Below are 12,950 nucleotides of genomic sequence, written 5' to 3' on the forward strand. Positions count from 1 at the left end.
TATTTTATTAAACTCCATAATTATAAGTAAGTATGTTAAGTAAAGAAATGAAAAAACTATCCGTTATCATACTTACTTATAATGAAGAGTTTTATATTGCCGATGCAATAAAATCTGTTTCATTTGCTGATGAGATTATTGTTTTAGACTCTAATAGTACTGATGCTACACAAAAAATTGCTACAGATTTAGGCGTTAAACTTTTTTCTAGAAAATTTGACAATTACTGTAATCAGAGAAACCATGCAATAAGTTTTGCAACTGGTGACTGGATATTGTTTCTAGATGCAGACGAAAGGGTTACAGATAAACTTCAAGCTGAAATTTTAAAAAGCATCGAATGGGATGAATTTGACACCTATAAAATCTGGTTTCCTCATTTTTTCATGAATCGCTTTTTATTTCATTATACCGACAAAGTTGTTCGTTTAATGAAAAATGAAAAGTTAGTTTTTGAAAATGAAGTACATGAAAAATTAATCATAAAATCAAAACCTGGTGTATTAAAAAATTATATGGTACACTACACCTACAAAGGATTATTTCACTTTATAGGTAAAAAAGACAAATACGCTTGGTTTCAGGCAAAGATGTGTACCAATAAGGGAAAGAAAGTAACACTGTTTCTACTCTTTTTTAAACCATTTTACCGATTTTTTCATACATATATCGTAAAAAGAGTCTACCTAGATGGAGTTCCTGGTCTTGCTGCTGCTGCTATAGATGCCTATGGAGTATTCTCCAGATATGCAAAAATGATGCTAATCGAAAAAGATTTAGAATAGCTTTAATTTTCCAAATTTTATTTTTAACCTAAAAGTCATCAAGCTATCCTGACCTTTAATGTCTATTCGTTTGATTTCGTAGTTATCTTTAAAAGGAAAATTATTTGGACGATTCCCTATTTTTAAACCAAACTTTATTTTATTCTTAGCGACTATTTGTTTAAATTGCTCATTTTCATCACCCTTTTTAGGATAATTCCCATATGGATAAGCCAAAGCCGGATATACTCTTAAATCGTTGTTTTTAATCACCTCCTCACATTTTAGAAAATCATTTTCTATTTCTGAGGCTGATAATAAACTATATTTTTTATGCTCATAGGAATGATAGCCTAATTCTATTTTATTGTTTAACCCCTTTAATTGTTCAATTGTCATTATTTTTTCTCCCAAGGATTCAGACTTACCATTCCATAAATCTGTCTTTCCTATGTATGAAAAAGGAATAAAAAAACTAGCTTTTAAATTAAATTTTTCTAATAACGGTGCTGCAAAAACAAGCTGATTTTCAGTTACATCATCAAAAGTAAGAACAATACTCTTTTTAGGAATAGATTTCATTTTTTCTAATTCTGCAAAATGAAATGTTTCATAATTATTATCTTTCAGATACTGAAGTTGTTGCTCCAGTTTTTGCACTGAAATAGTCAACTTATTACTTTCATTTTCAGATTGACAAATATTATGATACATTAAAATTGGGAGTCTTGACATTTTGTTTGATTTTTTACAAAGTTATAAATCTAAAATTATTAATATTGCACAAAATTGATTTTATGCCTCAAAATGTAATAGTTCCCAAAATTAGTATTTTGGCATTTTGTTTTAATGAAGAAAACAACATCAAGAAACTTATTGAGAATGTGTCGTTTGCTCATGAAATTATCATTATCGACAACAATAGTACAGACAAAACAGTTGCTATTGCGAAAGAGCTTGGCGCAACAATTATTAAACAAACGACTGCTGATAAAACACTACAACACAATCTAGCTATTAATCAGGCGCAAAATGATTGGATCTTGTTGTTGGACATAAACGAATATATTTCTCCCGAACTTAAGGATGAAATTTTGACCAAAATTTCTAATCCAAAAAGCAATGATCTTTATTACATTAAACAAACCCTGTTTTTCTTTAAAAAGAAAATAAAGCATGGAGAATTTAATAACCGAAAAAGAGTTTTTCTTTTTGATAAAAAAAGACACTCTTATTCTGGCAATGAAGAAAGTAATCCATCTATTACATTATTTGGAAAATCTAACATATTAAAAAACAGAATAGACTCTTATGCTTATAAGAGTTTCGATGAATACAATTATCAGCTAAGTCTATTAAGTAAAAAAGAAGCTCAAGAATTGTATGATAAAAAAGTAAAACCAAATTTCTATCATTTTTTAATGAAACCTTTTTTTTGTTTTATAAATCAATATTTTATTCGATTAGGATTTCTTGATGGTAAAGAAGGTTACATTCTTGCTTACATAAACTCATTTGCAGTATTAAAACGCTATTTGATTCTTTGGTTAACTCACAATAAAATGGAATAATAGCTTTTAAATAGCTATTTTTGACATCTAGAATCCAACAAAAAACACAATACAGTTTTTTATTAAACTTGTCCCCAATAATGAAAATATTAGTTATACAACAGAAAAGAATTGGTGATGTACTTATTAGTACAATTCTTTGTAACAATCTAAAAAAGAAATACCCAGAATCGACTATCGATTTTATGTGTTATTCTAATTGCACAGATGTTTTAATAGGTAATCCAAATATTGATTCTGTAATTGTATTAGAAGAAAAAATAAGAAAATCATACTTATCATTGTTTAAATTTATTTTTAAAATGAGATCTAATAAGTATGATATATTAATCGATGTATACGGCAAATTAGAGACTAATTTAATAACTATTTTCTCTGGTGCCGATTATAAAATATCATATCATAAATGGTATTCTTCTTTATTTTATAATCACAATATAAAACGATTGGAGAATAATGACGAAACAAATTATGGATTTGCAATAGACAATAGGATTTTATTGCTTAGCCCCCTAAATATCGATAACGCATTAATAGACCCTTTTCCGAAATTATATGTAAGTAAAGAAGAGGACCAAGAAGCAATTGCGTTATTAAACAAACATAAAGTAAGCAAGGACCGAAAAATTGTAATGATAAGTCTTTTGGGAAGCGAGAAGTCAAAAACGTACCCTCTAGATTATATGGCAAAAGTAGTAGACTATGTTGCAGAAAATAAAGACGTAACCATCCTTTTTAATTATTTTCCAAATCAAATTGAGGATGCTCAAAAAGTATTCAATTTATGCTCTAAAAGCACACAAGAGAAAATACATTTCGATTTATTAGGAAGTAATCTAAGATCATTCATTGGTATAATGAATCAGTGCGATATAATTATAGGAAATGATGGTGGAGCAATTAATATGGCAAAAGCGCTAAACAAACCTACTTTTACAATATTTTCACCTTATGTAACGAAAAATGACTGGGCAACCTTTGAGGATGGATTGCAAAATATTTCGGTACATTTAAATGACTTTAAACCTGAATTAATTAACAACATTCTACACAAGGAAATTAAAAGCAATTCAGCTTTATTCTATCAAGATTTAAATCCTGAATTATTTAAGAGTCAGATTCATTTTTTCATGACACGAAATCTTTAAAAATCTGATGAATTTTATATTTTTCGTTTTTGAAGCTTTAAAAGTTTAGCATATTTCATATAAGAAAAAAAACTCTGAATCATTGCAATTGACAATCCGTCTATTCCGTTAAAAATACCTTTCTTAAAAAAATAACAACGAACAAAAGCGACAGTTCCGTTAAGGACAGGTTTAAAAAAACAAATTCTTATTCCTTGGTCAAAAAGTTGTTGTGCATGCCAAGTAGAATATTGATTTTTCTTTGAAATAATTTGCTCTAATGATTCCCAACCATAATGTAAAATATGTACAGGAACTTTTTTCTCTCTTTGAGTTACTACGCTTTGATGTACAATCGAGTTAGAAGGATGGGCTGATTTTTTATTAAAAAAACGAACTTTATAATCTGGATACCAACCTGAGAAATCTATAAGTTTATCTCCTAAAAAGTTTTTTACTCTAAAACTAAAAGCATCATAACTGCCTTCTAAATACTTTTCTTTTAAAATAAAGTCTTCAGCGTCTTTATCTAAAAATTCATCTGCATCAAGATTAAGAACCCAATCATTCTTGCAATATGGTAAACCATATGTACGTTGTGGTCCATCTCCTAAAAAAGATTGTTCAATAACAATTGCTCCTTTTTCTTTTGCAATAGAAGCTGTTTTATCTTTACTAAAAGAATCTACAACAATTACCTCATCGCAAATTCTGAATAAAGCATCAATACATCTTCCTATATTTTTTTCTTCATTGAAAGTAATAATCAATCCACTAATTTTCATTTTAAAATTTAATATATGAAACACAAAAATATAACTTTTTTGATTATTCAATCCTTAATCTTTTGTTACAATTATGTCTCTCTAAAAATAGTTTGTAAATTATTTTTAGAAAAAGCTTATTTGTCCAGTAAAAATCGATTATGATTAAGAAAAAAAAGTAATATACGATAATGTTTTCCAATATTAATTTTATGAAGTATAAGCGAAATAAATTGTATTAATTATTTCTTCCAGAATTTAAGTTTCTTTTTTAAACGTTTTTTTCTATAAAAATGCTCCTGAAAGTCTGAAGTATACTTCCATAAAGTATCAAATATCTTTTGCTCAGATTTGCCATATAGTTTAGCATATTCATTACTCATTACAGCAACCATTTCCTTAACAGGTGTCAATCTACATAAATTTTTCATTCGCATCTCAAAACTCATAGAATCATGAAATTCCATTCTATTTAAATCTACCAAGAAAAAACTATAATTACCATCTGCATTTTTTTTGATTAATGTATTGCCTGGAGAGTGATCCAAAAACTCAATTCCTTTTTCATGTAGACCAAAACTAAATCTGGTAAATTGCCTTAGTATATTTTCATGATCTGGATAATCCGGAATCTCTACAAGTTCTCTAAAAGTAAGCTCGGTTATTAAATGCTCACTTGCATAATAACTATCCCTAAGTCCTAACCAATTATAATTCTCCAAATAAGCAATCGGCATTGGAGTTCCGATACCTTTTTCTAATAAAATTGTAGCATACTCAAAAGAACGCCTTGCTTTCGATTTTCGAAAGTATTTGTAAGCAATTTTATTTATTAAATTGGGGATTTTAAATGACTTTATATTGACTACCTTATCATTTAAATCAAATAATTTAATAACATTACGCTGACCATTCCCTAAAAGGGTACCTGAGCTATTAAATGCTTTAATTTTATCAAGTATTGATGTCGTTTCGTTAGCAAAAACTGGATTTATTTTGAAATTCATTTAGTAGATTTTTATAAAAAAACAAAAATACGCATAGAAGTTAACACTTCAAATTAATATCCTGTTTTCATAAATAAAGTATAAAGAAACAGCAAGTCTTGAATAAAAACTTGCTGCTACTTTTTAAATTTTATACATAGTACGATTATACAAAGAAATCTTTAAACCATTGTCCAAAGTTCTTTTTCCATATAAAAAAAGAGGTAGGCATTATCTTTTCAAGATCCAGATTCTCTTTTATTTCTTCAAACGTAGTTCCTTTAACAAATTCTAGTCTTTTCCATCTTTCTGGCTCTAAATAATAAAAATCGAATATAGTTTTGTAATTATTCTCATTTACACTTTCCCATTTTTCTATAAGCGCCTTTTTATTAATCTCAAAGTCGTGCCCCCAATTGCTGAACTTCATCTCTAATTCTTCCTTTGAGCGCGATACACATTCGTGAAGAACCAATCCTTTATAATAAATTACCCTCTTACGTGTTCTTCTTCCAATCTTATAACTCGGATAGTTTGTAGCTACAATAACTTTTGATGTTTTTTCAACATACAACATACCACTATCAACTCTCTTATAAAGATTTATCAGATAAGGAGATATTTGAACTTGATTTTTCTCAGGGTTGTCAAGAAAATGATCTTTAGTTCTTAAAAAAGCAACAAATTCTTTAAATTTTAAAAAATACTCATCACAATCTAATTGGATTAACCAATTACCAATACCCATTTTTTCAGATAATATTTTACGTTCACGAACTTCACATTCCATACTGTTTAGTTCTGGGCAATAAAAATTCTCTTCTATAATCTGAATTTTCGAATCTACGTCTACTGCTTTAATCCATTGAAAAAATTCGTCTTCTATAATAAAAGACTCCCCTTTCCAAGTTTTTCTTTCTTTATCAATTGCTAAAAAAATTGAATCTGATTCTTTATATACTTGAGGAAGAGCAGTTTTAAGATAACTATAATCATAAGAAACCAAAAAGCCAACTTGAATTTTTTTCATTTATCTATATTTAAAGGTACAAATGTACTAATATTAATTAAAATTATTTTTAGAGCTAACCTCAATTGAAAAAGTAATATTATATATTTGCGTTTTTCTGTTAATAACAAATATCATGCACACTCCAAAAATCTCTGTTATAATGCCCGTATATAATGCAGAGCCTTTTTTAAAAGAAAGCATAGAAAGCATTCTGAACCAAACATATACTGACTTTGAATTACTAATCCTGAATGATAAATCTACCGATAATAGTTTAGAAGTAATTAAACAATGCCAGCAGAAAGATTCAAGAATTATTATAATTGACAAAAAAATAAACGTTGGCCCTGCAAACCTTAGAAATGAAGGAATGCAGATTGCAAAAGGTGATTTTATTGCCCTTATGGATGCCGATGATATTGCTTTACCAAATCGCTTTGAGAAACAAGTAGAAGTTCTAAAAAACAATCCCGAGATTGGAGTATGCGGAACGTGGTTTACCTTTTTTGGATCAAAGCAAAATAAAGTTATCAGACATGGTGAAGATCATGACCACATAAAAATTTCATTTTTACATAGCTGCGGTATCGGAAACCCAACAGTTATGCTAAAAAAAGACGCTTTAAATAATTTAGAATTTAATAATGATTATGTCCCTGTTGAAGATTATGATTTATGGAGCAGGTTGTTGCCTAAAACTAAGTTTCACAATATCCAAGAATCTTTATTAAATTATAGACAGCATAATAATAACATTAGCAAGACAAAAATTGACAATGTAAATAAATCTATAAAAAGAGTAAAAGCAAACCAAATGACAGAATTTGGGATAAATCCTGCTGATCCTAAAATAGATTTTTACATAAATGCACTTTCTATAAAAAGAGGACTCGTTACTGACGAAGTAATTGAAGTTATAAATGCTTCTAAATTTTTACTTTCACAAAATGAAAAACTAAAAAACTTTGATCATCCTCAACTTGAAGAACACATAAACAGGACATTAATACGTACAATTCGTAATGCTAGCAACTATAATATTTCCTATTATAATCATTTAAGAAAAAATGAGAATAAACTTTTCCAGAAAATAAATGGGCTGGACAAAATTGTTCTTTTATTTAAATCTATAATTAACCTGAAGAAATAATTAGGTTTTAATATAACGCCAAAGAAATTTTATTTTAGTTAAAAAACCAGCATTCGCTAAAAATGCTTTGATTGCTTTTTTAGGTTCTGTTTTATCTTGATTTTTATCTTTAACTAATTTCAAAGCTTCCTGTGCTGAATATTTCAATAATGAATTCATAATTTTTGCCACATTCTTTGTTCTGGCTTCTGGAATACATTCGTATATTTCTTTTAGATTGAGATATGATGAATATCGCTGAAAGAAAGCAGATTTTAAAGAATATATTCCTCCTGGATGCCATCTATAAACGGCACTTTGAAAATTCATATAAGCACCTTTTCCGTGACATAATGCCAAAGAATAAAGTGTATTATCCTTTCCGTAAGTAAACTTTTTATAATCAAGTGGATCAACCGCCGATTTTCTAAAAAGACAAGTTAAAGTATAGGTACAATAAGGAACAAAAAGATTATCAAAATCAATAGTATAAACTGAAGGCAAAGTATCCTTAAAATCATTTGGAACTAATTCCGTTCCTTTTTTAGTAAAAAAATCAGTCCATGTTATTACATAATCATCATTGCTTTCTAAAAAATCAACTTGCTTTTGTAACTTCGATGCATCAATCCAATAATCATCTCCTTCACACAAAGCAATATATTTTCCTTGTGCCATCGGAAAAGTAAGATCACTCCAAAAATTAACTTTTTTAGAATATTGATTTTCTTTCTGAAAGATAGGCTTAATGATCAATGGATATCTATCTACAAACTCTTTTACGATAGTCGCAGTTTTATCTGTAGAAGCATCATCATGTATAATTATCTCAAAAGGGAATGTCGTTTCTTGGCTTAAAAAACCTTCAAGAGTTTCCTGAATAAATCCTTCGTGATTGTATGTATCACACAAAATACTTACCAAAGGTTGTTCTGGATTACCTTTCCAATTTAAAATAATATTATGTTGATCTCTCATGAAATTATATCTAAAATGTAGTTAACTATCTGCTTAATATCTCTATTAAAAGCCTACGTTTTCTTTTGTATTTAATTTAAAATTCAAGTTTTTTGGCAGGAACTCCAAAAACTGTTGTATTCTCTTTTACATTCCTAATAACTAAACTTGCCGCACCAACTGTAGCTCCTTTGCGTACAACTACATTTGGTAATATTGTAGCTCTTGTATTTAAACAAACTTCTTCTTCTAACACCACAAACCCTCCCGTAAAACAATAAGCGTTTAAATGAGACCATTTGCCTAACTTTGTATCATGTCCTAATCCTACAAAACCTTGTATTGTAACAAAATCTTCTATCACACAATCATTACTTATATTGGAGTTCATAAAAGCTATTAATCCATTACCTATAACTGCATTCGTGTTTAAAATTACCGAAGGGTGAATTAAGTTAATAAACTTTCCTCCTTTGTCTAGAATTAGTTCTACATAATGTTTTTTCCATTTTACACTTCCTAATGCGCAAACAAAAACATCATTCTCTTGAATTTCATAACTCTCGACTGATGAAATAATTTCTGGATAATTTTCAAAACCTGCAAGCGCATCAGATTTATCATCCAAAAAACCTTTTAAAACATATTCAGTATTATATCCCGAACATTGTTTTGCTAAGTCATGAACCTCACGACCATATCCTCTTGCTCCTATTATTATTAAATTCTTCATTACTCAATTATTAAATTACATGCTGCCCAAGAATATCCTACTCCAAAACCGGCTATTATCAAATTATGACAATTTACTAATCTATTTTCTTTTTGGGCTTCATACAATGCTATCGGAATTGTAGATGAAACGGTATTACCACAATGTTGCATTGAGATAAAGAATTTTTCTTCTGGTATTTTGATTTTTTTTCTCAAATGATTAAGCATATACTTATTCGCTTGATGAAAAATAAACAAATCTATATCATCTTTTGTCAGACTAGATTTTTCTAAAATTGCCTCTGTAAGCTTTGGAACAAACTCTCCTGTAAAGTTGAAGATTTCGGTTCCATTCATGAATAAATTTTTGTCATTTCGGACATTTCCAAACTCATCAGAAATATCTTCATTATTGTTTGAAACAGGAAAACGCATTCCTCCTTGTTTTACAATTAGATTCTCTGCTCCTTTTCCGTCCGTTCCAAAGATAAAGTTACCAATAGTACAAAATCCTTCTTCACTACTTATTAATGTTGCAGCTGCAGCATCTCCAAAAATTGTTTTATTGCTTTTGTCTTTAGGATGAATAAATTTCGAATAGGTTTCCGAAGTAATCAACAAAACATTTTTTGCCATTCCTCCTGCAATTAGTCCTTTTGCTAAACTCAAACCATACACAAACCCTGAGCATCCTAAATTAAAATCTAAGGCTCCTATAGTAGTATTTAAGTCTAATTTTTCCTGAATAATACAGGCTGTAGTTGGTAAGAAATAATCAGGACTCTGTGTGCAAAATAATAAAAAATCAATAGTCGATTTATCTATATTATGCTCAGCAAATAATTTCTCGGCAGCTTTTACGGCCATATCTGATGAAAATTCATCATTTGCACTTATATGACGAGAATTGATTCCAGTTTTTGAACTGATTTTTTCAATATCCCATTCTGGAAATTCCTGATTAATTAAATCATTAGATAAAATAGCTTCGGGTAAATAATACGAAATGGCTTTTATATTAGCTTTCATTGTCAGAATTATATCGTTGATGTTCTTCCTCCGTCTAAAACTATATTTTGTCCCGTAATCCAACTACTTGCATCAGATAATAAAAAGACAATTGGATTTGCAACCTGAATTGGATCTCCATAACCTAAAGGGTATTTCTTTTCATCTTGCTGAATTACTTCTAAAGATAAATCTTCAATAGACTTGGATGTTATTTCTGTTTTAACCATTCCTGGTGAAACACAATTTACACGCGTTTTACTTGTAGCAAATTCAGCTGCCCAAACTTTTGAGATAGCAATTAATGCTCCTTTGCTTGCTGCATAAATTCCGTTTCCTTTCATGCCAAACAAACCAGCAATCGATGAAACCAAAACAATTGAACTTCCTTTATTTATTTTTTTCTTTTTAAAAATTAAATTAATCAGATATACAATTGAGTCAAAATTTATCGATCGCATCTCATTCATTAATTCTTCTGAATAAAATTTAGCTGGGGCTAATGTTACAACTCCTGCTGAATGCACAATTCCATCTATATTCTCGATGGTATCTACAATAGCTTTGATATCTTCCATTTTAGATAAATCTGCAACTATAAAGCTGTTTTCATTACCGCATTCCTCAATTAATTTTTCGAGAAAATCTTTGCGTCTTGCTATAGCTATAAAAGTCCCTCCTTGTCTTGTTATTGCTAAACAAGTTTCATAACCAATACCCGAAGAGGCTCCGGTTACTACTATTTTTTTTCCTGATAAATCAAATGGATTCATTATATATCTTTTAATTCTTTTTTACCATTAAAATATTCATAAAACTTTAAAATTCTAAATTCTTCATCTCCAAATATTGGGGAACTGTCTTTAAAATTCACTAAATTCGACTGAATATTTTCAATGATTTTTTTATCTTCATTTAAAACTAAATCTAAGGATTCATTTGAACTATTATTAATAAAATCAATAATATTTTGCTCTGACTCGCTTAGGTCTTTATCAAATTTTGGAGAGAAATAACGTACTCTTAAATTTGTTTTAGAAGGTGACTCGGGAAGCATAAAGCCAAAATAAAACCCTTTTCCTTCTACCGAACTTATAAATGCATTAGGATAGATATAAAAATGTAAATATCCCTGTGTTTTAAATGTTCTGCCTGATAATGACTTTTCAATAATTTTACTCTGTTTTGCGCTTTCTCCTTTTGGAAATTCGCACCAGCTATGTGCATTATAAAAATCAAATTTTTCGGGAGATACTGAACCAAATCCCATTTTTGCAAATGAATTTTCATGTACAGATGTACAATGGTAGCACTCTAAAACATTTTCGACCAAAAGTTTCCAATTTACATTGTGTTCAATTGTATAATCGATTGTTTTTGTCCCAAAATGCTTGCTTATATCTTCTAACGGAGTAAATATATTCCCTAAATACTCTTCTAAATTTTTATCTAGCTGATTATTTAATTTTATAAAAATAAAATCACCACAATAACCAACTTCGTATTCTTTAAGCCTTAATTCATTTATATTATCTTTCTCGAATGAGTTTCGACACATAAGACCTACTACATTACCTTTTTTGCCATAGGTCCAATTATGGTATAAGCAAGAAGAAACTCTATTTCCATAAGGTTCCTGATGTATTGTATTAAATCTGTGTAAACACACATTTTGAAAAGACTTTATTGTACCATTAAAGTTTTGGATAAAAATTTTATCTCCATAGTACTCAAAAGTTACAAAATCATTATTGTTTAATAATTCATTTTTATGAGCAACTAATATCCAGGATTCATCAAAAAACAAAGATTTCTCTTTTTGATAAACGGCTTCGTCTATGTAATTTAAATTTTTTGTCATATTTCTATTAAATCTGAAATCATAACATTATCCAACCTTATTTTGGCTGTTCCCCAAGATAAACCAACTCCAAATCCGCATAAAATCAAATCCTGACTAGTATTAGCAAGACTATCTTTTAATTCCGTTACTATTGTTAAAGGAATTGTTGTAGAAGATGTGTTTCCAAATTCTTTCAAAGAATAAGGAACTTTCTCAACGGGTAGTTTTAGTTTTTTAACAATCATTTTGTTCATCATCAAATTTGCCTGATGAAATACAAAATGATTTATAGCATCTTTATCAATCTCAAATTTTTCGATAAGTTTATTTACGGTCTTAGGAGCCTGTGAGATCCCAAAACTAAAAACATCCATTCCGTCTAAAATTAGCTGACAAGCATTTCTTTCGATTCCTGGCGAAATAGTATGATAGGTCAAGGACTCAGAATTTGTTCTGTTTCTAGAACCTCCATCATTTACGATTATCGTTTTATAACCTGAACCATCTGTACCTAAATCAAAAAGCAAACGCTCTGCTTTTTCATCAAGCTCAAATGCTGTAGCACTACCTCCATCTCCAAAAAGTGGAACGGTACTTTTATCTGATTTTGAAAGCAATTTACTACTGGTATCTCCAGCCAAAAGCAATCCTTTTTTAATTCCTGTTGAATTCATCATACTAGCAATTATCGACATACCATAAACATACCCTGAACATCCTAATGGCACATCAAAAGCAATACAATTTGTCGATAATCCTAATCTGTCCTGAAGTATAGCCGCAGAAACGGGTAAAATATAATCAGCAGTTTGAGAAACAAAAACTAAGATTTCTATTTCTTCTTTCTGCCAATTTAAATCTTTGATTAATTTTTCAGCAGCCTCACAACATAAATCAGAAGTACAAATTTCCTTAGTTGCAATACGTCGTTCTTCAACGCCTGTTGCATCAATGAATTTCTGAATTTCTTCTTGTGTCAATATATCTAAATCAATATTACGTTCTGTGTTTTTAGGAACGCAACATGAAATACCTTTTATTGCAATATTATTTACTGAAAAAGTAGCCATTTCAA

Annotated in this window: 14 protein-coding genes; 4 read left to right on the top strand and 10 right to left on the bottom strand. The window is 29.2% G+C overall.

Going from position 1 to position 12,950, the window contains the following annotated elements; translation table 11 throughout:
* Window positions 1-47 precede the first annotated feature (47 nt).
* Window positions 48-785 carry a glycosyltransferase family 2 protein gene (locus AC3IPI_RS21590; RefSeq protein WP_489155644.1) on the top strand — a complete coding sequence of 246 codons (738 nt, stop codon included), beginning with the start codon at window positions 48-50 and terminating at the stop codon, window positions 783-785.
* Here AC3IPI_RS21590 and AC3IPI_RS21595 read toward each other — a convergent pair.
* Entirely contained in the window at window positions 777-1,499 is a 723-nt protein-coding gene (locus AC3IPI_RS21595) for a polysaccharide deacetylase family protein (RefSeq protein WP_489155646.1), read from the bottom strand. The two genes, AC3IPI_RS21590 and AC3IPI_RS21595, sit on opposite strands and share 9 nt — an antisense overlap.
* 44 nt (window positions 1,500-1,543) lie before the next feature.
* Here AC3IPI_RS21595 and AC3IPI_RS21600 point away from each other — a divergent pair, with 44 nt between their 5' ends.
* Together AC3IPI_RS21600 and AC3IPI_RS21605 are read left to right on the top strand one after the other, a co-directional pair.
* Window positions 1,544-2,335, top strand: a complete 792-nt coding sequence (locus AC3IPI_RS21600; protein ID WP_489155648.1) for a glycosyltransferase family 2 protein — start codon at window positions 1,544-1,546, stop codon at window positions 2,333-2,335.
* Between the two features lie 80 nt (window positions 2,336-2,415).
* Window positions 2,416-3,483, top strand: a complete 1,068-nt coding sequence (locus tag AC3IPI_RS21605; RefSeq protein ID WP_489155651.1) for a glycosyltransferase family 9 protein — start codon at window positions 2,416-2,418, stop codon at window positions 3,481-3,483.
* Between the two features lie 14 nt (window positions 3,484-3,497).
* Here AC3IPI_RS21605 and AC3IPI_RS21610 read toward each other — a convergent pair whose 3' ends face one another.
* From AC3IPI_RS21610 to AC3IPI_RS21620, 3 genes are all read right to left on the bottom strand, one after another.
* The gene (locus AC3IPI_RS21610; protein WP_039118799.1) at window positions 3,498-4,247 is read right to left on the bottom strand and encodes a glycosyltransferase family 2 protein; all 750 of its coding nucleotides are present in this window, start codon (window positions 4,245-4,247) and stop codon (window positions 3,498-3,500) included.
* A gap of 221 nt (window positions 4,248-4,468) precedes the next feature.
* Window positions 4,469-5,233 (bottom strand): Kdo domain containing protein, encoded by a 765-nt coding sequence (locus AC3IPI_RS21615; RefSeq protein ID WP_489155653.1) that lies wholly within the window; start codon window positions 5,231-5,233, stop codon window positions 4,469-4,471.
* A gap of 145 nt (window positions 5,234-5,378) precedes the next feature.
* A complete protein-coding gene (locus AC3IPI_RS21620; protein ID WP_039115122.1) occupies window positions 5,379-6,242 on the bottom strand; it encodes a hypothetical protein in 864 nt (287 codons plus the stop codon).
* Window positions 6,243-6,357: 115 nt separating this feature from the next.
* Between AC3IPI_RS21620 and AC3IPI_RS21625 the strand changes: the two genes are divergently transcribed.
* Window positions 6,358-7,374: a glycosyltransferase family 2 protein gene (locus tag AC3IPI_RS21625; RefSeq protein WP_489155655.1), complete on the top strand. Its 1,017-nt coding sequence runs from the start codon at window positions 6,358-6,360 to the stop codon at window positions 7,372-7,374.
* Here AC3IPI_RS21625 and AC3IPI_RS21630 read toward each other — a convergent pair whose 3' ends face one another.
* The 6 genes from AC3IPI_RS21630 to AC3IPI_RS21655 form a co-directional block, all read right to left on the bottom strand.
* Window positions 7,375-8,331, bottom strand: coding sequence for a glycosyltransferase (locus tag AC3IPI_RS21630; protein WP_489155657.1), 957 nt, complete (start codon window positions 8,329-8,331; stop codon window positions 7,375-7,377).
* Between the two features lie 76 nt (window positions 8,332-8,407).
* Entirely contained in the window at window positions 8,408-9,043 is a 636-nt protein-coding gene (locus tag AC3IPI_RS21635; RefSeq protein ID WP_086893932.1) for an acetyltransferase, read from the bottom strand.
* Window positions 9,043-10,053 (bottom strand): ketoacyl-ACP synthase III, encoded by a 1,011-nt coding sequence (locus AC3IPI_RS21640; RefSeq protein WP_489155659.1) that lies wholly within the window; start codon window positions 10,051-10,053, stop codon window positions 9,043-9,045. The genes AC3IPI_RS21635 and AC3IPI_RS21640 overlap by 1 nt, the downstream gene beginning before the upstream one ends.
* Before the next feature lie 8 nt (window positions 10,054-10,061).
* The gene (locus AC3IPI_RS21645) at window positions 10,062-10,805 is read right to left on the bottom strand and encodes an SDR family NAD(P)-dependent oxidoreductase (RefSeq protein ID WP_489155661.1); all 744 of its coding nucleotides are present in this window, start codon (window positions 10,803-10,805) and stop codon (window positions 10,062-10,064) included.
* Window positions 10,805-11,893: an aromatic ring-hydroxylating oxygenase subunit alpha gene (locus AC3IPI_RS21650; protein WP_489155663.1), complete on the bottom strand. Its 1,089-nt coding sequence runs from the start codon at window positions 11,891-11,893 to the stop codon at window positions 10,805-10,807. The genes AC3IPI_RS21645 and AC3IPI_RS21650 overlap by 1 nt, the downstream gene beginning before the upstream one ends.
* The gene (locus AC3IPI_RS21655; protein WP_489155665.1) at window positions 11,890-12,945 is read right to left on the bottom strand and encodes a 3-oxoacyl-ACP synthase III family protein; all 1,056 of its coding nucleotides are present in this window, start codon (window positions 12,943-12,945) and stop codon (window positions 11,890-11,892) included. The genes AC3IPI_RS21650 and AC3IPI_RS21655 overlap by 4 nt, the downstream gene beginning before the upstream one ends.
* Window positions 12,946-12,950: the final 5 nt, after the last annotated feature.

Source organism: Flavobacterium sp. GL_143 (assembly GCF_057834355.1).

Coding starts and splice junctions, on each gene's coding strand:
- AC3IPI_RS21590 (WP_489155644.1), top strand. CDS start 48: ATGAAAAAACTATCCGTTATCATACTTACTTATAATGAAGAGTTTTAT.
- AC3IPI_RS21595 (WP_489155646.1), bottom strand. CDS start 1,499: ATGTCAAGACTCCCAATTTTAATGTATCATAATATTTGTCAATCTGAA.
- AC3IPI_RS21605 (WP_489155651.1), top strand. CDS start 2,416: ATGAAAATATTAGTTATACAACAGAAAAGAATTGGTGATGTACTTATT.
- AC3IPI_RS21610 (WP_039118799.1), bottom strand. CDS start 4,247: ATGAAAATTAGTGGATTGATTATTACTTTCAATGAAGAAAAAAATATA.
- AC3IPI_RS21615 (WP_489155653.1), bottom strand. CDS start 5,233: ATGAATTTCAAAATAAATCCAGTTTTTGCTAACGAAACGACATCAATA.
- AC3IPI_RS21620 (WP_039115122.1), bottom strand. CDS start 6,242: ATGAAAAAAATTCAAGTTGGCTTTTTGGTTTCTTATGATTATAGTTAT.
- AC3IPI_RS21625 (WP_489155655.1), top strand. CDS start 6,358: ATGCACACTCCAAAAATCTCTGTTATAATGCCCGTATATAATGCAGAG.
- AC3IPI_RS21630 (WP_489155657.1), bottom strand. CDS start 8,331: ATGAGAGATCAACATAATATTATTTTAAATTGGAAAGGTAATCCAGAA.
- AC3IPI_RS21635 (WP_086893932.1), bottom strand. CDS start 9,043: ATGAAGAATTTAATAATAATAGGAGCAAGAGGATATGGTCGTGAGGTT.
- AC3IPI_RS21640 (WP_489155659.1), bottom strand. CDS start 10,053: ATGAAAGCTAATATAAAAGCCATTTCGTATTATTTACCCGAAGCTATT.
- AC3IPI_RS21645 (WP_489155661.1), bottom strand. CDS start 10,805: ATGAATCCATTTGATTTATCAGGAAAAAAAATAGTAGTAACCGGAGCC.
- AC3IPI_RS21650 (WP_489155663.1), bottom strand. CDS start 11,893: ATGACAAAAAATTTAAATTACATAGACGAAGCCGTTTATCAAAAAGAG.
- AC3IPI_RS21655 (WP_489155665.1), bottom strand. CDS start 12,945: ATGGCTACTTTTTCAGTAAATAATATTGCAATAAAAGGTATTTCATGT.